The sequence below is a fragment of the Geobacillus sp. Sah69 genome (assembly GCF_001414205.1).
Classification (GTDB): Bacteria; Bacillota; Bacilli; order Bacillales; family Anoxybacillaceae; genus Geobacillus; species Geobacillus stearothermophilus.
In genome coordinates this window covers 1-25831 of sequence record NZ_LLKS01000061.1, presented here as the reverse complement: position 1 = coordinate 25831, position 25831 = coordinate 1, and the positions used below count along the sequence as shown (strand labels likewise).

Genomic DNA, 25831 nt, shown 5'->3' with positions numbered 1-25831 from the left:
GCACTGCACAAAACCACGAGACAATTTGTTCGTTGGTGTTTGGAAAACCAAGTGAAAGAAGTCGTCATTGGAGATATCGAAGGAATCCAACGGAATACGAAAAAGAAACGAAACAAAAAGACCAATCAGAAATTATCCAATTGGTCGTTTGGAAAATTATTTGATTATCTCAAATACAAATTGAATGCCGAAGGAATTCAAATCGAGAAAAAAGATGAAAGTTATACCTCGCAAACATGCCCTGTTTGCGGGAAGAAAAATAAATCTTCTTCTAGAAATTATACATGTCAATGCGGGTACAAACGACACCGTGATATCCATGGGGCAATGAATTTATTTGCCAAAGTATATTATGGTGAAATCCGCCCATTGGAATTTACGGTCAAACCGTTTACGTATCGACGGATTGCTTAGGTATGAAGTCGTAGATGGCGAGTTCCCGCCCTTGAGTATCATGGATACTCATGTTGCCTGTGGCTCCCAACGGGACGGGTGCCAGGTGTTGCCTGCAGATAGGCTGCCAACCAGCCTATCATGCATCCACCTCCGAAGGGGAAACAGGAAACCCCCACTTCGATAAGTGGGGGAGGTTCATTATCTTGGTCGCCGTTTTGGAAAGGAATGATTAGAAGGGAGGATTTTGCATGGCAATCGGCCGAAATGACCCGTGCCCGTGCGGAAGCGGGAAAAAGTATAAGAAGTGCTGCATGAACAAACAGCAGGAGCGTGAAATCAAGCGGGTGCGGCAGCGCCGCTTTTTTGACCAAAAATATGAGCTGTCGCAAATGGTGCAGCGGTTTTTGGATGAATCGCTGTCTTATGATGAACGCGAAGCGGTCAACCGTACATTTCGCCGAATGATCGAACAAAAGGATCATCGTGAAGAGTTGAAGGTGTTTGAGACGCTTTGGCGTTTTTTCCTCCATCGTTATCCGAATGGATTGCGCGGCGTTGAATGGTTTCAACAGGAAAAAGGGCGTCGTCTGTCTCCGGAGCTCAAGGAAATGTTGGACCGCTGGGTTCGACTTGTGCCGCGCCTTGTGCAATTTGTCGATTTGCATGATGAAGGAGGAGTGGCGGTCGACCGGTTGACGGGCGAGAAACTTCTCATGCCGTATTGCGAGACATTGGAGGTTGTGCGCCCTTGGGGCGGCATGTTTGCCTTTTTGGAGCCCTTTGACGGCGGCTATTACGTTTGCGGTGTATCATCGATTGTGGATCCGAAGGGCGTGGAACGGGCGGAAGAGAACATTCGCGTCTTGTTGACGCAAACCGATTGGCCGTATGAAAAGGTAGCCGTTGAACATTTTCTCGATATCGTTGATGCAGGCTATCCTCCGAGGGCGGACGATGTGCAAGAGGAGCGCACGCGATGGACGTATGAATACGAATGCCAGGAAGCCGCTGAGGCGATGAGGAAGCTTGCTTCGATCGGACGCGCTCACATTGATCATGACGATGGGGAGAAAGTGGAAGGTTCATGGTGCACCAATGTGTACCATTATGTCGGAGTGATTTCCCCCAAGCCGATTCATGTGTTTGAATTAGGCGGGTCATTATCCGCTCATCGGTCGCGTCTCGTGTTGTCTACCGAGGAGGAAGGGACGGCCGAACAGCTCGTGTCGCTGCTGCAGGCGTTTGGGTATTCCCCAAAAGAACGAAAACGGGGGACAGAAGCCGTTTTGCGCCGAAAATGGATCGAAAACGTTTCGCTTCATATTGATTCAGACCCAGACTCTCCCCCTTGGGTGGCAACGATGGCCGGATTGGATGTTCAAATGGAAAAAGCCCTTCACACCCCGCTTGAGAAATGGAATGGAAAAACCCCTCACGAAATGGCGCGCGAGGGGCGTGTGCAGGAAGTGGATGTGTGGCTGAAAGAGTATGAATTCCATTTGTTTAACATGCAAGAACGAGCCAATTTGCCGGTGCTCATCGGAGTGAATCCCATTCGCTCCCGTTATGGATTGCCCCCATCTCCGTTTAGCTCATCACATCGTCTTTCGGACTTATGGAAAATGAAATGGATGGGGCCGGAAGGAACCGAGACATTGTTGATCCGCGCGGAATGGGAAGGGATGTATTTTACCGATGACGCATTGGCGTTTTATAACGAAGTCATCGTGAGCGGAGAAAAAGAGGCCAAAGAGGCGTGTTGGGCCGTGGTTTTGCTCGTGTGTGAATATATGACCGGGCGGACGTTTTCATCGTGGGAGGACGTAGGAGAAGAAGAATGGAAACAATGCATCGTCGAGCAAATCCCGTCAAGATGGAGTTCGTTTTCATGGGAAGTGGTGAGCCGAGCGCTCGATATGTTGCTTGAGTGGGCCGATTGGCTGGACCGCCGTTATGGAACGAATCATCGAACTGTTGTTTGTGCCGTGCTGGAAGAGGTCAGAAGCGAATTGGAACATTGCTTTGCTTTGCTGGATGAATGGAGGGGCGAGAACGGAAAGGCGGATGAGGAACTGATGGCTTGGCAGCTTGCTCGTTTGTTTGGTTTGCCTATTCCCCTTTCCGTCGGTTTCTCGTTTTTCCGCGTCAAGCGTGTGGAACAGGGGAAGGCGGTGCTGGATTGGCTTGCCCATAACCGAACGGTGACATGGGACATTCCGAAGCGGGCAGAGCCGCATCTGTTGCCGGGCATGTATATCGTCGCCGCGACCGATCGCAACGGCAAGCTGGACGATCTTGCCCGCGTGTATCCGCCGTCTTTCTCACCGTACGTAGAGCCGTGGCTTCAGGCGTTGCAAGAGTGGCCAGACAAGGTGGAGAAAGAACGGGCTGCATTTCAAGAGCGCCTGCTTGCCTCGTTGTCCCGTTTGCTTCGCCGGCCGTAGGCGTCCCGATGAATGACGGGGCGCTTGTTTCTCTCGGCTCGGCCTCTATGATTCTCCATTATGCAGGCAAGCCCAATGGTAAGAGTCATTCATCCTATTTCGCGCAGGAGACTCCCACTTCAACGACCAAAGGGAGTAAGTGGGAGAGGAATGCGCGTTCCCCCTTTCTTTTGTGGTATGATAGAATAAAGACGTGGAGAAAACCGTTCAATAAAGGCACTCCAATCACTGTTCTCGACATGAGCGGCGGAAGTCCCAAAGTGCTTGCGATATGTGTTGCTGAAAGCAGTTCCATCACACGTTGATCGTGAATGTCTCCCCAAGGTGTTTAGCTGGCCCGAGCGTTAGCGTAGAGGGGGAGAACGTTCAATGACTATGATACAAAGAAAGTAGGTAGCTATATGGCGAAGGCATCGCGAAACAATCTTTGTCCATGCGGCAGTGGGAAAATGTACAAGCATTGTTGTGGGAAGCAAGAGGCGGTATCGATTGCATCTATTATTGAGCGCGAGCTGGTCGAATGCATGCAGGATGTGGTCTTGTTTGCGTCGGAGCGATACGAGGACGTGTTGGTGGAAACGATGGCGGAATGCTCGTTTCAATGGTTTCCGGAAGAGTTAGAGGTGGGCGCTCATTTATTGTTGACGGATTGGGCTGTTTTTTGCCGGCCGGTGGATGAGAAGGGGACAACAATCTTTTCGGCGTACATGCAAGACCGGCGCCGCAACCGTTGGCGGCCGGCGGTGCAAGCGCATTTGGAGCGATGGACGGAGGGGATTCCGTCGTTTGGTGAGATCGTCCGTTTCGACGAAGAGCGGCGTCTCATGGTGCGCGATCTTGTGAGCGGGGAAGAAAAACGCGTCCGTTTTTTAACGTCCGAGCCCGTTCCGCCGGCTGAAGAAGGGGACGTTTTGCTTGGCTTCCTCCTTCCATATGGGGAAGAGTTTACGTACTTTATAGCCGCTCTGCCGTTTCCAAAGAACGGAAGAACACGGCTCGCCCATGCGATTGAGGCGGAGAGAAAACGAAGCGGGAAAGCGGCAGACGCGTTTTGGCGAACATCGTTTCCAGAAGCGCTCGATCTGGCTCTTCACGAATGGCTATGGCAGCTGTCGGCTGAATTGGAGTGGAACGATCCTGACGAAGAAGCGGTTCTTCACGAGCTGAAGCGGAGAGAAGAAAAGACATCGCCCCGGGTGCTTAGCCATGCGGCGTTCTTTTGGCGCATGTATTGCGAACAAGATGAACCGGCCATCGATGACCCGGTCGTGTATGCAGCTGCGCTTCGCCATGTTGCCGGTCAGATGGCGGAAGAGGAGTTCATGGATGCAGAGGAAGCGGCTGCACGCTACGGAGTGGCGGCCGAGGAAGTCGAATCAACTTCCATGGAATTTATCTTGTTCGCGGTCGAGATGCTGGATCGCGATGAGGATGGCGAGTGGGATGATGACGATGAGGAATGGCTTGATGATGAGTGGGATTTCGAAGAAGGCATGATAGACGGCGATGAGTTGGATGCCGCGATTGACGAATGGCTTGACGAAGTCGAAGAACTGTTTGACGACGAAGGTTGGGACACCGATCAAGTCCGCCGCTTGATTGACAAGGCGATGCGAACATGGAAAAAAGACGGTTTGCTTGAGGGAGTCGACGAAGCCGAACTGCGTGAAGAACTCGAGGAGCTCGTCTGGCAAACATTTGCGGGACGGGGGTTTTGTTAAGAACATACAGCGCATCCATGGGAGAAGGTGCCCAGCCGTTGGTTTGGGCGCCTTCTCCCCCTTTGCTACAGATGGATGTAGGATAACCGCTTGTTCACCTCCTCGATGTTAAACGCATCGGGATCAAAATCTTCGCCTTTCATGTCATACATCCAGTCAAGTCGTTCAAGCAGTTCCGGATCCGTAAGGGAGTCTTGGTTTGCTGCTGATTCGAGCAGCTCCAAATAACCATAGACGCCGCCGCAATCCTCGGGAGGGCATGCCCGTTTCCCTTTCAGGCAAGTGGCGCGTTCCAGCGGTTTGGGGAGTGTTTCAATCTTTTCAACAGTGACGGTATGGCGCCAGTAGTCGCCAAAATCGTAAATGTACAGAAACTTTTGTTTTTCTTCCGTCAGCCATTGCTGTAATGGGATGCGGCGGGCGTCCATCAGTTCTTTTTCCAGCTGAAACGAATCCCAGCCGTCAGGGATGCCGATGAGAACGCTTCCGAAATCGAATTCGTATAAATGGGCTTGTTCCCATCCCATCGCTTCTTGGATGATGAGATGAAGATCGTGAAATGTCGCATGTCCGGGAACAAGGACGCGCCGCCAAATCGGCGGACGGATGCCGTTTAAGGATATTTTTAACTGATAGGCGGTTTTGGAGCGACGCGGTTTCTTTGATGTCGTGCTTTTGCTTTTTGGTGTTTCCGTCCATCGACCGTGCGGATGGGAAGTTTTCGTTGAATTAAGCTTCGTCATCAATTCGTCGATCAAGTCGATGAGTCTTTTCTCTTCCATGAATATCGTCTCCTTTTTTAGGATTGTTTTTGTATACTTATAGTTTAACCTGTTTCTGAAAGAATCAAAATAATAATAATGGTGATAGAAATTAGAAAACGAAATTGATTCAAGGAGGGAGCCGTATGTCGGTCGGCCGAAACGACCCGTGTCCGTGCGGGAGCGGGAAAAAGTATAAAAAATGCTGCATGAACAAAGCGATGGAGGAAGAGGCGAAAAGGGCGCGGCAACATCGGTTTTTTGAACAGAAGTATGAGCTGTCGCAACAAGTGCACCGTTTCTTAGAGGAGGCGCTCTCCTACGCCGAACAACGGGCGATAAAGCACGCGTTCCGTCAGGCCGTTCGGGAAATGAAACACAGTGAGATGCTTGAGCCGCTTGAAACGCTTTGGTACTTGTTCGTTCACCGTTTCCCAAACGGGATGCGCGGCGTTGAATGGTTTCGGCGCGAGAAAGGACGCCGTTTATCGTTGGAGCTGCGAAACATGCTTGACCGGTGGGTTCGGCTTGTTCCGCGTCTCGTTCAGTTTGTGGACCGCGGTGAAGACGGGGGGACAGCGGTCGACCGATTGACGGGGGAAACGTTGTTTCTGCCATTTAGCGAGACGATGCCGGATGTAGTGCCTTGGGGCGGTATGTTTGCGTTTCTCGAGCCGTTTGACGGCGGTCATTATATCCAAGGGGCTGCCTCCATCGTTGGGCCGGACGGAGTGAAGAAGGCCGAGGAACGAATGCGTTCTCTCCTTCAAGAGACGAACATGCCGTACGAAGAGTTGGCATTTTCCCGTTTTCTTGATATTGTCGACGCGTGTCACAGTGCTTCTTCATTACAGGAGCGCGGGACGGAAGCAGTTGAACAATGGACGGTCGTCTACGACATGCCTGATGCGCGCAACGCCCTCCGTCAGCTGGAACGACATGGAATCGTGATCGTGGATGAGGAAACGGACGAAGCCGTCAAAGGTTCACTGCGCGGTGTGACGTATGAATATTGCGATGATCTTGCCTCCAGCCCGATTTATCTGAACGAATTAGCTGGCTTTGTAGAGGGGCAGGGGCGGACGATGACGCTCTCCACCTTTGATGCGGACGCCGAGAGGGTGCTGACGAAGACGCTTGAGGCAATGGGGCTGCCGGCGACGGTTGTATCGCGGTCAGCGAAGACACACCTTGTCCCTAAAGGAGTGAAGTTGCTGTCATACGACGTCCAGTTGCCGCCGGGTGAGCCGTCATATATGGCGCTCGTTGCCAACAGTGCGGTGATGTTAGAGCAGACGCTGCATGTGCCGCATGAAGAATGGGGGGGACGGTCCGTTCACGAATTGGCCATGAGCGGCGAGCAGGAAACAGTGGAGCAATGGCTGCGCGCATATGAGTACCATGCGTTCGAACTTCTCCGCCAAGAAGGCAGTCCGGTGATGGTCGATACGAACAGCATCCGTTCCCGCTACGGTTTGCCGCTCTCGCCATTTGTGACGCCTAAGATCAAGCGGACAACGTCTGTTCAAGTATTGCAACGGCTCGATGAGGGCGGATATTTTGCCATGCCGGCGGAATGGAAAATGCGCTTTTTCGGCGCCGACCTCGTCCGTTTTTACCAAGAAAAAACGGAAGGAAAATCAGAGGCGACGAAAGCGAAATACCGCCTCGGTGTGACGGCGGTCGGCCATTACTTGCAGACGACGCCGCTGTCATCGTGGGATGCGCTAGAAGCGCGCCATTGGCAGCAATGTTTGGCATTTCACTACGTCATGTTTTCTCCTGACATAAGCATCAATCAAGCGAAACAAGTATTAAGCGGCGTTCAGGCGTTCACGAAATGGCTGGACGGCCGCTATCGGACAAGCCATGCCCGGGTCGTGCGCCAACTCGTGACGGAATTGCAGGAGCCGTTGTTAAAAGCGGTCCGCCTTCTTCGATTGTATCATCGCCCTGATTTGCCAATGGGGATGGCTGACATTATTTGGAAGGGAATGGTAGAAAGGAAAGAGGAGTATCGAACCGGGATGTTTCAGGTGGTGAGCGTCGGACGGGAAAAGGCCGCGATCCGCTGGTTGGAGACGGGCGAACAGTTCCACTGGCGCTTGCCGCTATCGGTGAAATCGTACGTCGAGCCCGGCATGTGCTTGGAAGCCGCGTTCACCAACAACGGCGCATTGGCGGCCGTCCAACGTGTCTACCCGCCGCAGGCCGCTCCTTACATGGAGGCGTTTGTTCGGTTTGACCGGCCATCCGCCAAGGTGTAAAGGGGAAGGGGATGTCTTGACACGAGGCATCCTCTTTTTCTATGATGGGCGCTTGTGAGGAAATGGGGCAGCCGTGCGATTGCGCCAATTTGAGGCATCGAAGGGCGCTTGTGCAGACGGGATTTGCGCCATTGTTGCGTTCTCGGCAGCATTCGCGTCTTGTTTGTTGGTGGCTGTCGCGCTGGAGGACATTGTGCGGAAACAGGGCATTCATTGTCGGTTCATGGACGTTGGAGGCGCCTGTTCTGTCGAGCGGTTTTCCTGGCCGACAGACAGGAAATGGCCTATTGTGCGCGAACCATATAGTAGAATGAGAGGGAACTAGGAGGGAGCGCGCATGAGGCGGGGGGGATGGCTCGCCGCATCGTTTTGTTTGCTTTGGTTGCTGGCGGTCCTTTGGCCGTCGGGAGTGAAAGGAGAAAAAGAAACGGAAGAAACGAAGCGTCTGGCGGTGGTGACGGCGGATCGCGTGAATGTCCGCCAAGGGCCGGGGGTGCCGTACCACCCGGTGGCAAGCGTCCACCGCGGTGACGTGTACCGGTTGGTGGATGTGAAAGACGGTTGGTTGAAAATTGAATGGGAGAAAAATCGGACCGGGTGGCTCGCGGCGCGGTACGTCGCGTTGGCAAAAGAGACAGCCGTCGTGCAAGAAGACCGGCTCCGCCTTCGCCAAGAGCCGAGCCGAGACGGGCGAATTATCGGACATTTGGCGCAAGGGGAAACGGTGTTGGTGATTGGGGAAGAAGGCGGCTGGAAACAGGTCGTGACGGAAGACGCCATCGGTTGGGCCGCTGCATCGTATTTGGCGCCAGCCGAGGCCCGCTCGATTTCACAACAGACTGGAACGGTGGCCGCCGATTCACTCAACGTGCGAGCTGAACCGTCGCTTCACGCCCCGCGGATCGGCCGTCTTGTTCGTGGCGAAGAAGTTGACATTGTGGAAAAGAAACCGGGATGGTACAAAATTGCCTCCCAAACAGGGCTTGATGGGTGGGTGTCATCCGCATATGTGCAGGTAAAGGATGGACAAGCTAATGAAAAGGAAGCGGAAGTGCCCCAGTCGGCTGACCGCTCGCTGCTTTCAGCCATCGCGCCTAGCGACTCCCGCCTTTATGTAGACAGCTGGACGCGCGGTCCTGTTCAGGCGCTGGCCGGAAAAACGATCGTTCTTGACGCTGGCCACGGAGGCAAAGACGGCGGGGCCCAAAGTGTCGATGGCATCAAGGAAAAGGAGTTGACGTTGGAAACCGCCAAGCTTCTGAAAAACAAGCTGCAATCTTACGGCGCTCGCGTCGTGCTGACGCGCTCCAGCGATGAGTATGTGCCGCTGTCGGCGCGTGTTGCCGCCGCCCGCCTGTATCAGGCGGACGCGTTTATTAGCTTGCATTACGACAGCGCCGCTGATCCAGATGCGTCCGGCATCACCATTTACTATTACGATCGGTTTGCGGACTACGAATTGGCGCAATCGTTCCAAGGGCTGTTCAGGCAACTTTCCGCATTGCCGTTTCGCGGCATCGCCTTTGGCGACTATTACGTGTTGCGAGAAAACGAGAAGCCGTCCGTGTTGCTTGAGCTCGGCTATTTAAGCAATCGGTCGGACGCTGCGGTTGTGGCGACAAACGGTTATCAAGAAGCGGTGACGACGGCCATCGTGAACGCCATGCGCCATTATTTTCAATAGTACGCCCCTTTTCTAAAAAGTGGATAACGGATCTACTGCGGCATGACAAAAAGCGCCCCGGATTTTCGGGGCGCTTTTTGTCGCCTCGCCTTGTTTGGATCACCGCTGGCTGACCATAGAGGGCCATTAGCTTTTCAAGGCGTTTGCCTGAGGGCTGCAAGGGCGAAAGGGTGGAAGTTGGTTGACACAATAGTTAAAAAAGTTTAATATTTATAAAGGATTAGGATAATAATAATCGACTGTTATCCTAATTAACACTATTGTTTTATTATATATCAGAATATTAAATTCTTTTTCGAAATAATAGAAATGGGGGATACAATGAAAACGAGAGATGTGCTGTTTACTGGATTGATGCTCTTTTCCCTCTTTTTCGGCGCGGGCAACTTGATTTTTCCTCCGTATTTAGGGATGGAAGCGGGAACGGCCGTATGGCCGGCGGTTCTTGGATTTATCGTCACCGGTGTTGGGCTGCCGCTGTTGTCGGTCGCGGCGGTGGCGTTCACCAAAGACGGCATCCGTTCGCTCGGCAACGCTGTTCATCCGCTGTTCAGCCTTTGTTTTTCACTCGCTGTGTATTTGGCGATCGGCCCGTTTTTCGGCATTCCGCGCGCGGCTAGCGTCGCCTATGAAATTGGAGCGAAGCCGTTTTTCCCTGAGAGCGGATCTTTGGTGATGTGGCTGTTTACGGGTCTCTTTTTCGCCCTTGTGTACTGGCTCAGCTTAAACCCCTCGAAGCTTGTGGATCGAATCGGCCAGCTGTTGACGCCGATGTTGCTGCTTTCCATTGCTGTGCTTTGCCTTACCGGTTTAATCCGGCTTGACGACCCGCAGGCGATGCCGGCTGAGAAGTACGCCTCGGCACCGTTTGTGAAAGGGATGCTGGAAGGGTATTTAACGATGGATACGATCGCGGCCCTTGCCTTTGGCATCGTCGTCATTCATGCGCTCCGTGACCGCGGGGTGGACCGGCCGGCGTTGCAGGCAAAAGCCACGGTGCAAGCCGGATTGATCGCTGGATTGGGACTCGCGCTCGTTTATGGTGGCATTGCCATCATTGGTGCTAGAATGGCTGGTGTCGGCTCATTTGCCAACGGAGCCGAGCTATTGTCATACGTGTCATCGCTGCTGTTTGGCAGCGGAGGGAAGTTGCTGTTGGGCGTGATCGTGGCGCTTGCCTGCTTAACAACGGCGGTTGGTCTAGTCGCTGCTTGTGCGCAATACTTTCAAGAGCTCACCCCGACTGTTTCGTACCGAACGTATGTCATTGTATTAACCTTATTTAGCTTTTTGATGTCAAACCTCGGCTTAAATGCGTTGATCGCTGTTTCCGTTCCAGTGTTGACGATGCTGTATCCATTGGCGATCGTGCTCGTCGCCCTGTCGTTTTTCCGCCGCTTTTACCGTGGTTCGGCGAAAGTGTACGGGATGGCGTTGCTCTTTACCGGCATGTTCAGCCTGTATGACGGTTTGAAAACGATCGGGCTGGAGACGGCATGGTTAGAACCGCTCCTCTCATGGGCGCCGCTGTTTTCAGTCGGGCTCGGCTGGGTTGTCCCTGCGCTGATTGGCGCTGCGCTTGGCTTGATGATCGATCGGCCGTCCGCAACGAAACGGAAACATGCGGCGTAAAGGACTGACTCAAAAGGTCATGTACGCCCGGTCGGGGGAATAATATGAATATAAAATTCGTCTGATGTATATATGGAAGAAGGGAGGATGCCTCGTTGCTTTTGGGGCATTCTCTTTTTTGTGTGGAAAATAGTTTTTTGTTCGAGCAACGGGGCGGAACCCGTGAAAACCGGCAGGCGATTCGATATAATGAGGACAAGCGACGATCGCCGCAATGGATGAAAAGGTGTGAGGAATCGTGAAGATAGCGATTGCGGGAACGGGATATGTTGGACTTGTGACCGCGGCTTGTCTGGCCGATAAAGGGCATGATGTGACATGCGTCGATGTGAACGAAGAGAAAATTCGCCTATTAAATGAAGGGATCGTCCCGATTTATGAGCCGGGGCTTGACTCGCTTATTCAGCGAAACGGCGTTCGCCTTCGCTTTACGACCAACGATGTGGAAGCGTATCAACGGGCGGAAGTGATCATGATCGCCGTCGGCACGCCGCCGCAGCCGGACGGGTCTGTGCGGCTTGATGATGTATGGGGCGCATTGCGACGCATCGCCAGGGCGGCCGAACGCGATTGCCTTGTCGTTATCAAGTCGACCGTGCCCGTCGGCACTGGCGATGAAGCCGCCCGTTTTTTGGCGGAAAACGGACGGCCGGAGGTGAAATTCGACGTCGTATCCAATCCGGAGTTTTTGTCGCAAGGAACGGCGGTGCGCGATACACTGCAGGCGCCGCGCATTGTATTGGGAGTGGATTCGGACCGGGCTGAACGGGTGATGAAGGAGCTGTACGCCTCGTTTGCCCTCCCGTACGTCGTGACGGACCGGAGAAGCGCTGAGATGATCAAGTATGCGGCCAATGTGTTTTTGGCGTTGAAAATTTCGTACATCAACGAGATCGCCAATGTATGCGAGTTGGTAGGCGCTGATATTCAGGCGGTGGCGGAAGGAATCGGCATGGATCCGCGCATCGGCCGCCGCTTTTTGCGCGCCGGCGTCGGGTATGGCGGCTCTTGCCTGCCGAAAGATGCAAATGCCCTCTATTCCTTGGCGGCTTCCCACGGCTATTCGCTCAAAACGGTATGGGCGGCGATCGACGTCAATGAGAAACAAAAATGGAAACTTCTTGACAAAGCGCGTCTGCACATTGGGGATTTCCGCAACCGGACGGTCGCCGTGCTTGGCGCCGCATTCAAGCCGGGCACCGATGATGTGCGCGAGTCTCCTGCCTTGGCGAACATCGAGCGGCTCATTGCCGAAGGAGCAGTCGTGCGCGTCTGGGACCCAGCCGCTCTCGAACATGTCGTCCGCCGTTTTGGCGATGCGGTTGTTTGTTGCGAGACGATCGAGGAAGCCATTCGCGGCGCGGATGTTTGTTTCATTTTCACCGAATGGCCGGCTGTGCTGCAATTTGACCTTCACCGTTACAAGACGCTGATGAAAACACCGCTTGTGGTGGATGGGCGGAATTGCTACGACCCGAAGGCGGCCGAAGCCGCCGGCTTAATCTACGAGTCGATTGGGCGGCCGGGGGTGGTCGGATGGCAAAGCGCGATAAAGGAAACGGTGGAGCATCACGAATGACGTTTGGGACAGCAGCTCACTCACTAAACGTGCAGCGGGCTGCCTTTCTTCATGAATATAGAGAAATGAAAATTCAAAAATTTCCGTTTATAATATTAGGAAAGCGGAAAAGAGGGGGAAACGTGATGACAAAGGAAGAAATCAAACGGCTCGTCGATGAAGTGAAAACGGACGTCATCGCCTGGCGCCGCCACTTGCACGCCCATCCCGAATTGTCGTTCCAGGAAGAGAAAACGGCGCAGTTTGTCTACGAGACGCTGCAATCGTTCGGCGGTCTCGAGATTACCCGTCCGACGAAAACGAGCGTCATGGCGCGCCTTATTGGCCAACAGCCAGGCCGGGTCGTCGCCATTCGTGCGGATATGGACGCCCTGCCCATTCAAGAGGAAAACACGTTTGAATTTGCCTCCAAAACCCCAGGCGTCATGCATGCGTGCGGGCATGACGGCCATACGGCGATGCTGTTGGGGACGGCGAAAATTTTTGCCCAGCTTCGCGATCACATTCATGGTGAGATTCGCTTTTTGTTCCAACACGCGGAAGAACTGTCCCCGGGTGGGGCGGAGGAGATGGTGCAAGCGGGTGTCATGGACGGGGTGGACGTCGTCATCGGCACTCACCTTTGGTCGCCGCTTGAGTGTGGAAAAATCGGCATTGTGTATGGACCGATGATGGCCGCACCCGACCGCTTTTTCATCCGCATCATCGGCAAAGGCGGCCATGGAGCGATGCCGCACCAAACGATCGATGCGATCGCCATCGGGGCGCAAGTCGTGACGAACTTGCAGCACATCGTCTCACGCTATGTCGATCCGCTCGAGCCGCTTGTTCTGTCCGTGACACAATTTGTGGCGGGTACGGCCCATAATGTCCTGCCAGGGGAGGTCGAAATCCAAGGGACAGTGCGCACGTTCGACGCCGAGCTGCGCCAGACGGTGCCGCAATGGATGGAGCGCATTGTCAAAGGAATCACCGAAGCGCACGGCGCCTCGTATGAGTTTCAATTTGACTACGGCTACCGCCCGGTCATTAACTACGATGAAGTGACCCGCGTCATCGAAGAAACGGCGCGCAAGCTGTTCGGTGAAGAGGCAGTGGCTCGCTTGAAACCGAACATGGGCGGCGAAGATTTTTCGGCGTTCTTGCAAAAAGCGCCGGGCAGCTTTTTCTACGTCGGCGCGGGCAATGTAGAAAAAGGCATCGTTTACCCGCATCACCATCCGCGCTTTACGATCGACGAAGACGCGCTTGAGATTGGCGTGCAAATGTTTGTCGCGGCGACGTTGAAACTGTTGGCGGGGGCGGAATAACCGGTTCCGCTTTTTTGCACATCATAAAGGCGGATCGATATGTATTGCATGCTCTTTCTTTGTCACCAATTCACATGGTTGAACTTGGTGCAGCTCGCGTGAGTGGAGAAGAAATGAAGGAGGGCATAGAGTTCTCTGCCTCCCTTACTTTTTCAACCCCGACTCGATCAAGAACGTCAAGGCTAGGCGATTTTTATAATTTTTGTAATCGACGCTGGGTCGGGGTCTTGGTTGTAAAGAGTATGGACAAAATCGCCATCAAGCGTAGCGAAGTAGCCATAATGGTGGTATGTTGCAATGGCATAATGCAAGGCATCATAGGCTTCAAGCTGAAGGAGTCGCATTTGAGCTAAGGCTAAATCTTGAATGTTGGCAAGCATCGATGTATATAGACGCTTGTCCAAAATGTTCATCTATGGCATCTTCATATGTCATCACAAACGACATAATCGGCTACCGTCCTTGTTTGTAGATGTCCACTAATTTTTTGCCAAAGGGAGAAGGTTTGGCTATTTTTTTCCGTAATTCGGCAAATGGAAGATCCTTATCTGGTTTGTTGGCCTGTTCCGTGCAAGACAGTGTCACCCTCATTTTCGTTTCCAAAGCGGAGGGCATATTGATCACCTCATTGATTCTCCTTTCTAAAAATTATAATGCTGACCGAAAAAAATGTACACATTTTCCTTTTACTACTATACCCATACCCTTGTTCATGAAAACATAAACTAGGGAGAGAATCTCCCTTAAAAGGGGAATGATCGAAAGAAAAGAGGGGAACGGAAAAGAAATCTTCTTTCCAGCCTGTGAGCGAACGATTTTAACATCTTTCCGAAAGAAGTCTCCCACTTCTAAACGAAGTGAAAGTGGGAGATGAATTTCGGTTAGGTATAGCCTAAAATTGTCTCTTTTTTGTGTATTACAATATAATCAGTTATAGAAAAAATATATCGAAAATCAAGGTATGAAGTGATGTGGTGTCGATATGGCAAACAAAGCCTATCAGTTCCGTCTATACCCAACAAAAGAACAAGAACAACTGCTCGCCAAAACCTTCGGTTGTGTCCGTTTCGTGTATAACAAAATGCTTGAAGAGCGCATACAAATGTTTGAAAAGTTCAAGGACGATCAAGAATCCTTGAAACAGCAAACATGTCCGACCCCTGCCAAGTACAAAAAGGAGTTTCCTTGGCTAAAAGAAGTGGACAGCCTTGCGCTGGCAAACGCCCAATTGAATTTGCAGAAAGCGTTTCAACACTTCTTTTCTGGCCGCGCTGGATTTCCCAAGTTCAAAAACCGCAAGGCGAAACAGTCGTACACCACAAATGTGGTAAATGGCAACATCAAGCTTTCAGATGGCTATATCAAGCTGCCCAAACTGAAATGGATCAAGCTCAAGCAACACCGGGAGATTCCTGCCCACCATATCATCAAGTCTTGTACGATCACGAAAACCAAAACAGGAAAATACTATATTTCTATCCTCACAGAGTACGAACATCAACTTGCCCCAAAAGAAGTACAAACGGTGGTTGGGCTTGACTTTTCCATGAGTACGCTGTATGTCGATAGCGAGGGTAAGAGAGCCAATTATCCTCGATTCTATCGCAAAGCATTGGAAACATTAGCGAAAGAACAGCGTAAATTGTCTCGTAAAAAGAAAGGCTCGAATCGTTGGCATAAACAGCGTCTGAAAGTGGCAAAGCTGCATGAAAAAATTGCGAACCAACGAAAAGACTTTCTGCATAAGGAGTCGCACAAATTAGCGAAACGGTATGATTGCGTGGTCATCGAAGACCTCAACATGAAGGGAATGTCCCAAGCCCTCCATTTCGGTCAACGCGTTCATGACAACGGCTGGGGCATGTTCACCTCTTTCCTTCGGTACAAATTGGAAGAACAGGGGAAGAAACTGATCAAAATCGACAAATGGTTCCCCTCGTCCAAAACGTGTTCGTGCTGCGGTCGAGTCAAGGAGTCTCTATCGCTTTCTGAGCGTACATTCCGCTGTGAATGTGGATTCGAGAGCGACAGGGACGTCAATGCGGCCATCAATATCAAACATGAGGGCATGAAACGATTCGCGATCGTCTAACTTGTCCTCGAACCGTGGGGCACACGGGGATCGCTCGGTCAACTTCCCATCATGAGATGGGATTACCCGAGAAGCCCCCACCTCTAAGCGAAGCGTAGGTGGTGGGAGTATGTCACAACAATGGTAAAGCAGCTTTCAAAAAAGAAAATGGAAAAAGATCACCCTTCCTGTTATGATGATAAAGGGTTCAGCGAACAAGGTGTCTACTTTCGTTTGTTGTGTAGGTACCTTGTTTTGTTGGGAAAAAGGTTGTTGGCAGGTGAAACGATGAGAGCTTTCCTTTCCCGCTGGCTTCCCGTCATTCTCTGGTGCCTCGTCATTTACAGCTTCAGCGAGTCTTCCTCGTTCACTGGGGCGAATACGGCGCATGTGCTGCAGATGATTTTGTCGTACTTGCCGTTCGGCGGAGGGGATGAAGAGGGGTCGTCATTTTTGAATTTTTTGATTCGCAAAGCGGCGCATTTGACCGAGTTTGGCATTTTGGCCGCGCTTGTGTGGCGGGCGCTTGCGCCAAAACGGTTTGCGTATGCGGGCGCTTGGCTGTTTGCGACAGTGTATGCGGCAACCGACGAGTGGCACCAATCGTTTGAACCGGGGCGGACGGCGACGCCAAAAGATGTGGCGATTGATTCATGTGGGGCGCTCCTGGCGCTTTTGATTGTATGGGCTTGCCGCTGTTGGGCAAGGACCAAGCATCGGGCGGTCAAACGCGGCGTATAATAGAACAAAGCTCTCCCATCGTATAGATTTAGATGTAAACGGAAAGAATGGCCAATAACGAGTTTGCGAGAAAAGGGAGAGAGGGCCATGGTCGCGTTTATCGCGGGAATGTTTGTGGGTTCGTTTGTGATGCTCGCCATCATGAGCATGATGGCGGTGGCGAAACGGGCGGATGAAGCAAGCGAACGGTGGAGGGAAAAGTGAGAAGTCCCTTGCGGCAGGCAAGGGATTTTTTTGTGAAAGTGCTATGCGATCATGTTTACGTCAGCTTGCAAAAAAGGGCGCACATTGTTTGAGGACCGCCGTGAAAGACCGACGAAGTACAACGGATTCGAAAAGTTGAAGGGGATAAAATGATGTTTTTGTTGCAAAGTTTTTCAGTTTGAGAAACGTTGCTGGAGGACAACATTCCCCCCTTAAATCACTAGTCTTTTAAAAAAGCTTGATGGCGCACAAAAAATCGGATATACTATGTGTAACCGGTTACACATAGACAGAAAAGAAGGAAGCGAACATGGCAACGATTCGTGATGTGGCAAAGCGTGCAGGTGTCTCCGTCGCCACCGTTTCGCGTGTGTTAAATCAAAATGGATATGTTAATGAGGAAACGGAAAGACGGGTTAGACAGGCGATGAAAGAGCTCAATTATAAACCGAATGAAGTGGCGAGAGCTCTGTTTAAAAAGACATCGAAAACAGTCGGACTCATTGTCCCTGATATTACCAATCCGTTCTTTCCCGAACTCGTTCGCGCGGTGGAAGATGTGATGAATATTTATGACTATACGGTCATTCTATGCAATTCCGATGAGAAAGTAGAAAAAGAACGAGAATACATCGAAGTGTTAAAGCAAAAATATGTGGACGGCGTCATTTTGACCACGAATCAGTTCGCGCCGGAAGAAGTCGAGGAATGGGATGTTGCGATTGTCGTGCTCGACCGTCCGCTGCATGAGCGTTATCCGTCGGTGGTCGCGGATAATTACGAGGGAGCTCGTTTAGCGACGCGGCATTTGTATGAAGTGGGCTGCCGGCGGATTGCCCATATTCAAGGGCCCAACCACGTGGTGAACGCCATGGAGCGTTTCCGCGGCTATCAAGATGAAATAAGGGCGTTAGGGTTGGGAGATCGTCAGCTCGTCATTCAAGGGAATTACCAGTTGAAGCAGGCGAAAGAAGCGGTGATGGCCGCGTTGGCTGAACATGATATGGACGGGATCTTTGCCGGCAACGACGCGATGGCGGTCGGTGCTTTGAAAGCGGTTCAGCAATGCGGGCTGCGGGTTCCGGATGATATTGCCATTATTGGCTACGACGGCATCCCGCTGACGGAAATGACAACACCCGAACTATCGACCGTGTCTCAGCCTATTTACGAAATGGGGGTCATGGCGGCAAGAATTTTAATTAAACAAATTGAGGGGAAGCCGCTTGAGAAGCTCCATTATCAACTTCCGGTTCAACTTGTGGTGCGGCAGTCGACGTCAAGGAGGGGATTGACTTGAACAAACCAACCATTACGGTGATCGGCAGCATCAACATGGACTTAGTCACTGTGGCGGCGCGGTTTCCAAACCAAGGAGAGACGATTTTAGGCGAACAGTTTCTCAACACTCCCGGCGGCAAAGGGGCGAACCAGGCGGTGGCCGCCGCTCGCCTCGGCGCCGATGTGCGGATGATTGGCGCGGTGGGGGATGATGCGTTTGGTCAAGAGCTCATCCGTTCGTTACAAAATGAGGGCATTTCCGTCGATTATGTGAAACCGGTTACACATGGGAGTACAGGCATTGCTTCCATTACGATTTCTGAGCGGGACAATCGGATCATCGTCGTCCCTGGGGCGAATCATGCGCTGACGCCGGAGGATCTGGATCCATATGAATCCGTGATCGCCGAAAGCGATGTTTGCTTATTGCAGCTCGAGATTCCGCTTCCCGTTGTGGAACGGGCGGTTTCGCTCGCCCATCGCCATGGTGTGCGCGTCATCGTCAACCCCGCTCCGGCGCAGCCGCTGCCGCCGTCGGTGCTTGAGCAGGCGAGTTTCTTGACGCCCAATGAACATGAACGAACGATTTTGTTCGACAAGATGGACGAAGGAGCGTTTGCCGATAAGCTGATTGTCACCGAAGGGGCCAAAGGGGTGCGCATTTGGCAAGATGGACAAGAACGGCTCATTCCAAGTTTCCACGTTCCCGTCGTGGATACGACGGGCGCGGGCGATACGTTTAACGGGGCGCTTGCCGTGGCGCTCGCGGAAGGGAAGGCGCTTCATGAAGCGTGCCGATTTGCCAATGCGGCTGCGGCTCTGTCCGTGACAAAACTCGGGGCGCAGGCTGGGATGTCGAGACGAGAGGAGGTGGAATCATTTTTGGCCGAACAGGAACGAAGTCAATGAGGCAAAAAGTCGATGTGCTACTGGTCAACCCGACGGACTCAAGCGCTGTCACGTCTGCGATTGAATCCGCCAACAGCGCCAACATCCCGGTCATTACCGTCGATCGCAGCGCGGACGGCGGGAAAGTGGTCACCCATATCGCCTCCGCCAATGTGGCGGGAGGAAAAATGGCCGCGCAGTTTATCGTCGACCACTTGAAAAACGGGGGAAACATTGTGGAATTGGAAGGGATTCCTGGTTCGTCTGCAGCCCGTGAACGGGGGGAAGGATTCCACCAAGTGATCGACAAAGCCGCCAATATGAAAGTCGTCGCCAAACAGGCGGCAGATTTTGACCGGGCCAAAGGATTGTCGGTCATGGAAAATATTTTGCAAAGCCATAAAGACATTCAAGCGGTTTTTGCGCATAATGATGAAATGGCCTTAGGAGCTTTAGAGGCGTTGCAAGCGCATGGAATGAACAACGTCCTTGTGGTCGGATTCGATGCGACAGATGACGCAGTCAAAGCCGTGAAAGAAGGCAAAATGGCAGCCACGGTCGCACAAAAACCGGCATTAATTGGCGAAAAAGCTGTGGAAGCCGCCATTCGCGTTCACAAAGGGGAGAAAGTGGAAAAATTTATTCCGGTTCCGCTCGAATTGGTTCAAGGGCAATAATATGGGATTTTATCCGTGGTGCTAGTTGAGCTCTGACGCTCAACTAGCACCTGGGTTAATCAAAACAAAACTCTGGCAAAGCAAGCTCTTTGATCACTATGTATCTATTAAATGCCATGATAACGACGAAACGCATTAAGGACGCGATTAAAATCATAAGGGTGCATAATCCCGTAAAATTTCCGAAACCGAACGGTAGATGGAATTTCGTTATACCAGTCATACTGAACATATGATTGTGCCTTTAATCCAACATATTTCCAATAAACAATTGGTATTCGATAAGGGTATCGAGATGTTGGTTTTGATCTTGTGACTTTTAATCCAATAGCAATGGCTCGATTGCCTCTAAAACCCAAAATAAGAACAGGACGATATGTACCGCCCTGCCCTTCCTGAAAACGAAAATATATATCGTAAATACCACCCGGCTGCATCATTCTTCATCTAGCCACCGTTGATGCACAGGATTATTGGGATTCACAGTCACAACACCATCAGGGCTAACATCCAATAAAGGAGCAGAAGGCAACCGATCAAAACAAATGCTTGAACTTAAAGACGCATTGATGTTTGCGTATCGATTTCGCACAGCAGGTTTAGCATAAATCGATCTTAATGACTGTGCTCGCACATCTTTTCGCCTTGAGATGGCTGATCTTCGCAACTGGCGATGCTCCTTTCTGCGCATACGCTATCACCACCTTAGCAATAGCATATGCCTGTTTTGAAAAAACATGTACGAGACATACGTTGGCTATAATGTACATTTATTATAGCATATACAAGAGGGGATAACAAAACCAACCAATCTACAAGAGTCAGTCAAGACTTTGTGGAGAACATTTTTTCGGTTCACTACGGGTGTTGTCAATCACTAGTTAGCGAACCATTTTCAGGAATTCATATCGTAAGCGCTTTCGGACTCTCATCCCTCATCTTGAGGCGATGATACGATATTCCATTTTTTTACACCCAACCACCATCCCGGAGCGCCGACAACGCTTGATGGATCGGCGTCCCGGATGACCGCTGCAGACACGGTAGATTCTGACGCACCACATCTGCCCATAACCGTCCGGCCTTCCGTTTGGCCTGTTCGATCCGCTTGGACTTTGTTGAGGCCGAGGCCGCCGTTCGGGTCTCTTCTTCCTCCACCAACTGCCCATTTCTCCGCCAAATCCCGTCGATTCGGGCCGCCATCGCCCTCAGAAACGCCCGAAGCCCTTGGTCTTTCCAGCTGCGGCGGGATTTCACCCGATGCGCAAACCGGCTCATCACGCTCTCGGCGTGGCCCATCGGACGCATGCCGGTCGTCTCCACCCCTTGCTCCGACAGCCACTCCCGATAGTCCCGGATGCATCCCGGCATCGACTCGATCCGGCGGATCATGGCAGCCATCTGCTTCTCTTTCGCTTCGTCCTCCAACGTGCCGACCGCGCTGTTCAGCTCCACGAGAAGCCCCTCTTCGTCTTGTTTCGCCAGCTTCTTCCGCACCTCCCGCCAACGCGGATGGCCGGACAGACACTGACGCAGCTCCCGCGCCACATGAAATCGATCCAGCTGAAAGCACGCCCGCTTCCCAAAATACTCCCGGCAGGCCGTGATCCACGACGCCGCGTCGCCGTTGATGATCAACAGGTCCCGGCACGGATCATAGGCATATTCGTTCATCAGCCACTCTTCGAACCGTTCCCACACGTCTCCCTCCCCTTCATGGAGGTAGTGGCGCCGGTTCACGAGCTCGAGCTGCGAACCGTTTCGTTTCCATCCTTCGTGAACCGCCAGGATTTTCTCTTCTTTCGCCCGTTTCCCTTTCCCCTGGCGGGAAATAAACAGTCCATCCGCCTCCACAAACAGCACCCGGCCGTGCCGTTGGGAAACAGGGCGGTGCAGCGAGACAGGGGCCTCCAGCACCAGTTGGCGAATCGCCTCGTGGCTTAGGACCGCATACCCCACGATCGACTCCAACGTACGGGCCGCTTTGCGGTAGGAAGAGCACTCTACGGCCAACTCGACCGCCGTTTCCTCGAGGCAAGGACTGATCGATCGGGCCCCATCAAAGCCTAATTCGGCATCCAGCAAGAAGGTATAGTTCCCCGTTTGCCGGTCATAGTAGTAGTTCCGTCGAAACGTCACTTCTCCAAACAGCGTTTGGATCGTAGTCGGCCGTTTGTCTTTCAGCTGATACCGGCGCTTGTCCCGCGCTTCCGCCAGTTGTTGATCAATCTCCTCCAAAAGGGCCGCCAACAAGACAGCGAACACCTTTTGAAGAGTTCTGACTAATTGTTCCTCCAGCTCTTTTAATAAAGGCCATTCTGTGGTAAGATGTTTCATGGACTCTCTCCCTCCTGTTTTCGGTTGATGTTGACAATCACCATCATAGCAGGGAGAGAGTCCTTTTTGCATGACATTTGCTTTTTTCTACCGCGCTTCGCTTGGTGGCCCCGACGAGCGTCGCGAACAAAAGTTCGCAACCCTCGTCGGGGATCATTTCGGAATGTCACCCACAAATATTTTACTCACACGTTGTTGAGAAAAAAGAAAACGCTAGGTTGCCGGGCAGCGTTCAAGTATACTAAAAAGAAAAGAGGAAAGGAGGCCGTTTTGATGCCGATGCCGGAAAAAGGGCAGCCGTTCACCTATGCGCAATACATGATGCTCGACGAAGATGTACGATATGAGGTCATTGACGGCCAAGTCTTCAACATGTCTCCCGCTCCGACGCCGAAACATCAGGCAGTGCAACGTGAATTGTTGGTGGAATTTGCGACATATTTGCGGGGGAAAGAATGCACCGTATTTGGCGCTCCGATCGACGTTTGTTTGGCGGATCGGGATGATCCGGAACAAATTCGCGAATGGGTTGAGCCGGATCTTGTCGTTGTCTGCGACAAAAACAAAATTCGTGAAAAACGAATTGTTGGCGTGCCGGATCTCGTTGTGGAGATTATTTCAAAATCAACGGTGCGCAAGGATAAAATCGTCAAATTTCACCGTTACGAGCGGGCAGGGGTGAAAGAATATTGGATTGTCGATCCGATGAATGAGACGATTGATGTCTATGTGCTCGAAGAAGGGAGATTCCGCCACCAAGGGATGTATGTCCGCGATGATACGATTCCTGTTCGCATGTTTCCCGGATTTGTGATCGAATTGAAAAACGTATTTGCCGAAGAAGAATAAGAAAAACGGCTGCTGTTCAAACCGCATGCTCCCCTTGTTCGTTTGTCGCGGGCGGATCCATCAGGCGGGGGGCAAGAGGCTGCCTGCGGGGGAATCGATGGCTGTTTGCCACACACTTGGGCATAGAAAAGGAAAAAACAGGCGATACTAACGATCGGTGATGCTTGTGTACAACCAAGAAGAACTGGTCCGCTTTGTCGAAGAAGCGAAGCAGTACGCCCGCTACGGAAAAGTGGCTGACTACATCCCCGCCTTAGGCAAGGCGAACCCGAATGAGCTGTCGATCGCCATTTACACGCCGGATGACGAGGTGGTAAGCGCCGGGGATGTGACGGTGAAAGTGACGCTGCAAAGCATTTCCAAAATTATTGCGCTCGCCCTTGTGCTCATCGACCGGGGCGAGGATGAGGTGTTCCATAAAGTCGGCATGGAGCCGACGGATTATCCGTTTCATTCCATTGCCAAATTAGAGGAAAAGCCTGCCAAACCGCTGAATCCGATGATTAACGCCGGCGCGCTTGTCGTCACGTCGATGATTCAAGGCGGCTCGGTGTCCGAACGGCTGGAACGGCTGTTAGCGTTCGTCCGCCGTCTCGCTGGCAACGAACGCATTTCGTACTCCGACGAAGTGGCCCGCTCCGAATATGAAACAGCGTTTTTAAATCGTTCGCTTTGCTATTTTCTCAAGCAGCATCGTATCATTGATGAAGATGTCGAAGAGCTGATGGAATTGTACACGAAACAGTGCGCCATCGAAATGACGTGCATCGACCTGGCGCGCATCGGCTTGGTGCTCGCGCTTGACGGACGCGATCCGCATTCGAGTGAGCCGCTCATGCCGCTTGATGTCGCCCGCATTTGCAAAACGTTCATGGTCACGTGCGGCATGTACAACTCATCAGGTGAATTTGCCATCAAAGTCGGCATTCCGGCGAAAAGCGGCGTCTCGGGCGGCATTCTCGCTGCCGTGCCCGGGCGGTGCGGCATCGGCGTTTTCGGCCCGGCTCTCGATGATAAAGGGAACAGCTTGACCGGGGTGAAACTGCTCGAGCGGCTGTCAAAAACGTATTCATTAAGCATTTTCTAAGGAGGAAATCACGATGAAAACATTTACGGTCCAGTTTCACCGCGAAGACGACGTCGAAGCGATGAACGTCGGCAAGTTGAGCCAAGAGGATTTTGACAAGGCGACCGAAGGCGGGACGCGGCATCTGTTTGACCTTGACACGAACATCGGCTATTTCGTCTTTTTTGACGCCGAGGACAACGAAGGCAAGGTATCGTATTTAATGCTTCAATACGAAGAAGACAGCGAAGACCCGAGCGCGTGCTACAGCTTTGAGCTGAAAGACTTTTACGAATTTATGGCGCTTTACTTAAATGACCTTGAATTCGCCGACGAAGAAGAAATGGCGGAAGATGGCGAAGAGGAATACGGCCCGATTCACCATTTAGCCCATTTGCTTTATCATATCGTCGAGGAAGGGAAGACGGTGGAGGTATGAGGCATATCCCAAGCCAAACGGCTTGGGGTTCTTTGTTTATAGGGCAAAAAAAGAATTTGGGGGCTTGACGAACGATTTTACGGCGATGTAAGATGGTTTTGTAATCGATTACATAATAAGCTGACAAAGCGGACAAGGGGCGCGATGCTGATAGACAGGCTGTCTTCATTGAAAAGGAGAAACGGAAAACGATGCCCGCTTTTCGGCTTTTGGCGAGAAAAGGACAGACAAGCGAAAACGAGGATGATTCGCCCATTTGTATGTAATCGATTACAAACAATCGATGCATAGACAAGCAGTGGGGGATGCCAAGTCAAAAGTCAATGGATGTCATGTCCAGGAGGTGATTGGGGCAGTCGAAGCAACCACTATACGCGATGCCATGCGGTGTTTGACAAATCCAAAATTTAACTTAATTAGGCGAGAAGACTCCCACTTCAACGAAGCGAAGCGGAGTAAGTGGGAGATGAATCGCCTTAACTATATTTTGCTGAAAATAGGATAGATTCAGTAAAATATAGACGGCAGATCATTCATCATTGATGGGCGGAGATTAAAAAGTATMAATCAATGGTTTAACAAAGAAAATGCCAGACTTCAAAGCATAAAAGATAAGCAAAAAATCAAAGGCACCACTCGTAAACAGGCTTTGCTTGCTATGAATCGCAATAATAAAGTGAATGATTATATCAACAAGACTTGCCGTTACATCATTAACTACTGTATTGAAAATCAAATTGGCAAACTTGTCATTGGCTATGCGGAAACATGGCAACGCAATATGAATCTAGGAAAAAAGACAAATCAAAACTTTGTCAATATGTAACTATTCAGCCACATCATAAAGTGAGCTGAATATTTTCTTCTTTCCTTGTCTATGATGTGAATATTGATAGACAAGGAGGTGAATCGCATGTTGACGGTACAACAAGCTGTATTTACAGTTGAGAGCTTAATCGGCAAAGTTCAACAACAAAAACAGCTCATTCATCAACTCATTCAAGAAAATGAACATTTGCGTCACGAAAACAAACAACTACGCAAAGAAAATGAACAACTGAAGTACCGTGTTCAAGAGCTGGAAGCACGCACGAAAAAAAACAGCTCCAATAGCCATTTGCCCCCATCTTCTGACCGTTTTGAGAAAAAGCGTTCCTCCCGCGAGCCGTCTGGCAAAAAGCCTGGTGGGCAAGAGGGACATGAGGGGAAGACGCTCCGTCAAGTGGAACATCCACATCATCGTGTCGTCCACCGTGTGCATACGTGTCAAGGATGTGGAGCTTCTTTGCGTGAMGTCAAACCGTTCAAAGTCGATATCCGTCAAGTGTTTGATGTCCCTCCTGTGGCGATCGAGGTGACACAACATGAACGTGAAGTGAAATCGTGTCCACATTGTCGATGCGTGCAACAAGCCGAATTCCCATCCCATGTCACGAATCATGTGCAATACGGTCCACGGCTCACGGCGCTCGTTGTTTATTTAC

General features: G+C 51.5%; 19 protein-coding genes and 2 pseudogenes. 18 read left to right on the top strand and 3 right to left on the bottom strand.

Features of this window, described 5'->3' with window-relative positions; translation table 11 throughout:
• The 3 genes from AP057_RS13890 to AP057_RS13880 all read left to right on the top strand — a co-directional run.
• On the top strand, nucleotides 1-414 hold a 414-nt coding region (locus tag AP057_RS13890), incomplete at its 5' end, for an RNA-guided endonuclease TnpB family protein (RefSeq protein ID WP_152968897.1).
• Nucleotides 415-644: 230 nt separating this feature from the next.
• A complete protein-coding gene (locus tag AP057_RS13885) occupies nucleotides 645-2840 on the top strand; it encodes a YecA family protein (RefSeq protein ID WP_055359002.1) in 2196 nt (731 codons plus the stop codon).
• Between the two features lie 401 nt (nucleotides 2841-3241).
• On the top strand, nucleotides 3242-4561 hold the full coding sequence (locus AP057_RS13880; RefSeq protein ID WP_055359001.1) for a YecA family protein: 1320 nt from the start codon (nucleotides 3242-3244) through the stop codon (nucleotides 4559-4561).
• Between the two features lie 65 nt (nucleotides 4562-4626).
• Here AP057_RS13880 and AP057_RS13875 read toward each other — a convergent pair whose 3' ends face one another.
• The gene (locus AP057_RS13875; protein ID WP_055359000.1) at nucleotides 4627-5343 is read right to left on the bottom strand and encodes a plasmid pRiA4b ORF-3 family protein; all 717 of its coding nucleotides are present in this window, start codon (nucleotides 5341-5343) and stop codon (nucleotides 4627-4629) included.
• Nucleotides 5344-5468: 125 nt separating this feature from the next.
• On the opposite strand from AP057_RS13875, the gene AP057_RS13870 reads away from it, so the two are divergent.
• The 5 genes from AP057_RS13870 (at nucleotide 5469) to AP057_RS13850 (ending at nucleotide 13794) form a co-directional block, all read left to right on the top strand.
• Nucleotides 5469-7589: a YecA family protein gene (locus AP057_RS13870; RefSeq protein WP_049624260.1), complete on the top strand. Its 2121-nt coding sequence runs from the start codon at nucleotides 5469-5471 to the stop codon at nucleotides 7587-7589.
• A gap of 337 nt (nucleotides 7590-7926) precedes the next feature.
• Entirely contained in the window at nucleotides 7927-9273 is a 1347-nt protein-coding gene (locus AP057_RS13865; protein ID WP_055358999.1) for an N-acetylmuramoyl-L-alanine amidase, read from the top strand.
• Nucleotides 9274-9594: 321 nt separating this feature from the next.
• Nucleotides 9595-10905: a branched-chain amino acid transport system II carrier protein gene (gene brnQ / locus AP057_RS13860; protein ID WP_055358998.1), complete on the top strand. Its 1311-nt coding sequence runs from the start codon at nucleotides 9595-9597 to the stop codon at nucleotides 10903-10905.
• Nucleotides 10906-11143: 238 nt separating this feature from the next.
• Nucleotides 11144-12484 carry a UDP-glucose/GDP-mannose dehydrogenase family protein gene (locus AP057_RS13855; protein ID WP_055358997.1) on the top strand — a complete coding sequence of 447 codons (1341 nt, stop codon included), beginning with the start codon at nucleotides 11144-11146 and terminating at the stop codon, nucleotides 12482-12484.
• Between the two features lie 125 nt (nucleotides 12485-12609).
• Complete coding sequence (locus AP057_RS13850; RefSeq protein WP_055358996.1) at nucleotides 12610-13794, top strand: M20 family metallopeptidase; 1185 nt, start codon at nucleotides 12610-12612, stop codon at nucleotides 13792-13794.
• Between the two features lie 182 nt (nucleotides 13795-13976).
• Here AP057_RS13850 and AP057_RS13845 read toward each other — a convergent pair whose 3' ends face one another.
• Nucleotides 13977-14207 carry a hypothetical protein gene (locus AP057_RS13845; protein ID WP_055358995.1) on the bottom strand — a complete coding sequence of 77 codons (231 nt, stop codon included), beginning with the start codon at nucleotides 14205-14207 and terminating at the stop codon, nucleotides 13977-13979.
• A 569-nt stretch (nucleotides 14208-14776) separates the two neighbouring features.
• Here AP057_RS13845 and AP057_RS13840 point away from each other — a divergent pair.
• From AP057_RS13840 to AP057_RS13820, 5 genes and pseudogenes are all read left to right on the top strand, one after another.
• Nucleotides 14777-15886 (top strand): RNA-guided endonuclease TnpB family protein, encoded by a 1110-nt coding sequence (locus tag AP057_RS13840; protein ID WP_055358994.1) that lies wholly within the window; start codon nucleotides 14777-14779, stop codon nucleotides 15884-15886.
• A gap of 267 nt (nucleotides 15887-16153) precedes the next feature.
• A complete protein-coding gene (locus AP057_RS13835; protein ID WP_049625161.1) occupies nucleotides 16154-16606 on the top strand; it encodes a VanZ family protein in 453 nt (150 codons plus the stop codon).
• A gap of 514 nt (nucleotides 16607-17120) precedes the next feature.
• Nucleotides 17121-18110, top strand: coding sequence for a LacI family DNA-binding transcriptional regulator (locus AP057_RS13830; RefSeq protein WP_055358993.1), 990 nt, complete (start codon nucleotides 17121-17123; stop codon nucleotides 18108-18110).
• The gene (gene rbsK, locus AP057_RS13825) at nucleotides 18107-19000 is read left to right on the top strand and encodes a ribokinase (RefSeq protein ID WP_055358992.1); all 894 of its coding nucleotides are present in this window, start codon (nucleotides 18107-18109) and stop codon (nucleotides 18998-19000) included. Before AP057_RS13830 ends, rbsK begins: the two co-directional genes overlap by 4 nt.
• A pseudogene (locus tag AP057_RS13820) lies at nucleotides 18997-19656 on the top strand (substrate-binding domain-containing protein); the annotation flags it as partial. The gene rbsK and the pseudogene AP057_RS13820, both read left to right, overlap by 4 nt.
• Nucleotides 19657-20625: 969 nt before the next feature.
• Here AP057_RS13820 and AP057_RS13815 read toward each other — a convergent pair.
• Nucleotides 20626-21993 (bottom strand): ISLre2-like element ISGsp3 family transposase, encoded by a 1368-nt coding sequence (locus AP057_RS13815; RefSeq protein ID WP_047818051.1) that lies wholly within the window; start codon nucleotides 21991-21993, stop codon nucleotides 20626-20628.
• A gap of 273 nt (nucleotides 21994-22266) precedes the next feature.
• On the opposite strand from AP057_RS13815, the gene AP057_RS13810 reads away from it, so the two are divergent.
• The 5 genes and pseudogenes from AP057_RS13810 to AP057_RS13790 form a co-directional block, all read left to right on the top strand.
• Nucleotides 22267-22842: a Uma2 family endonuclease gene (locus AP057_RS13810; protein ID WP_055358991.1), complete on the top strand. Its 576-nt coding sequence runs from the start codon at nucleotides 22267-22269 to the stop codon at nucleotides 22840-22842.
• 160 nt (nucleotides 22843-23002) lie between these two features.
• Entirely contained in the window at nucleotides 23003-23929 is a 927-nt protein-coding gene (gene glsA, locus AP057_RS13805; protein ID WP_055358990.1) for a glutaminase A, read from the top strand.
• Between the two features lie 13 nt (nucleotides 23930-23942).
• Nucleotides 23943-24347: a hypothetical protein gene (locus tag AP057_RS13800; RefSeq protein ID WP_020279271.1), complete on the top strand. Its 405-nt coding sequence runs from the start codon at nucleotides 23943-23945 to the stop codon at nucleotides 24345-24347.
• A 520-nt stretch (nucleotides 24348-24867) separates the two neighbouring features.
• Nucleotides 24868-25170, top strand: a pseudogene (locus AP057_RS16665) (transposase); the annotation flags it as partial.
• A gap of 90 nt (nucleotides 25171-25260) precedes the next feature.
• The coding region (locus tag AP057_RS13790; RefSeq protein ID WP_200910078.1) for a DUF6444 domain-containing protein at nucleotides 25261-25831 on the top strand (571 nt) is incomplete at its 3' end.

Bases quoted from the DNA above. Each gene is read 5' to 3' on its own strand.
- AP057_RS13880 (WP_055359001.1), top strand. From the start codon at position 3,242: ATGGCGAAGGCATCGCGAAACAATCTTTGTCCATGCGGCAGTGGGAAA.
- AP057_RS13830 (WP_055358993.1), top strand. From the start codon at position 17,121: ATGGCAACGATTCGTGATGTGGCAAAGCGTGCAGGTGTCTCCGTCGCC.
- glsA (WP_055358990.1), top strand. From the start codon at position 23,003: ATGCTTGTGTACAACCAAGAAGAACTGGTCCGCTTTGTCGAAGAAGCG.
- AP057_RS13845 (WP_055358995.1), bottom strand. From the start codon at position 14,207: ATGAACATTTTGGACAAGCGTCTATATACATCGATGCTTGCCAACATT.
- brnQ (WP_055358998.1), top strand. From the start codon at position 9,595: ATGAAAACGAGAGATGTGCTGTTTACTGGATTGATGCTCTTTTCCCTC.
- AP057_RS13885 (WP_055359002.1), top strand. From the start codon at position 645: ATGGCAATCGGCCGAAATGACCCGTGCCCGTGCGGAAGCGGGAAAAAG.
- AP057_RS13840 (WP_055358994.1), top strand. From the start codon at position 14,777: ATGGCAAACAAAGCCTATCAGTTCCGTCTATACCCAACAAAAGAACAA.
- AP057_RS13870 (WP_049624260.1), top strand. From the start codon at position 5,469: ATGTCGGTCGGCCGAAACGACCCGTGTCCGTGCGGGAGCGGGAAAAAG.
- AP057_RS13865 (WP_055358999.1), top strand. From the start codon at position 7,927: ATGAGGCGGGGGGGATGGCTCGCCGCATCGTTTTGTTTGCTTTGGTTG.
- AP057_RS13850 (WP_055358996.1), top strand. From the start codon at position 12,610: ATGACAAAGGAAGAAATCAAACGGCTCGTCGATGAAGTGAAAACGGAC.
- AP057_RS13810 (WP_055358991.1), top strand. From the start codon at position 22,267: ATGCCGATGCCGGAAAAAGGGCAGCCGTTCACCTATGCGCAATACATG.
- AP057_RS13800 (WP_020279271.1), top strand. From the start codon at position 23,943: ATGAAAACATTTACGGTCCAGTTTCACCGCGAAGACGACGTCGAAGCG.
- AP057_RS13815 (WP_047818051.1), bottom strand. From the start codon at position 21,993: ATGAAACATCTTACCACAGAATGGCCTTTATTAAAAGAGCTGGAGGAA.
- AP057_RS13875 (WP_055359000.1), bottom strand. From the start codon at position 5,343: ATGGAAGAGAAAAGACTCATCGACTTGATCGACGAATTGATGACGAAG.
- AP057_RS13835 (WP_049625161.1), top strand. From the start codon at position 16,154: ATGAGAGCTTTCCTTTCCCGCTGGCTTCCCGTCATTCTCTGGTGCCTC.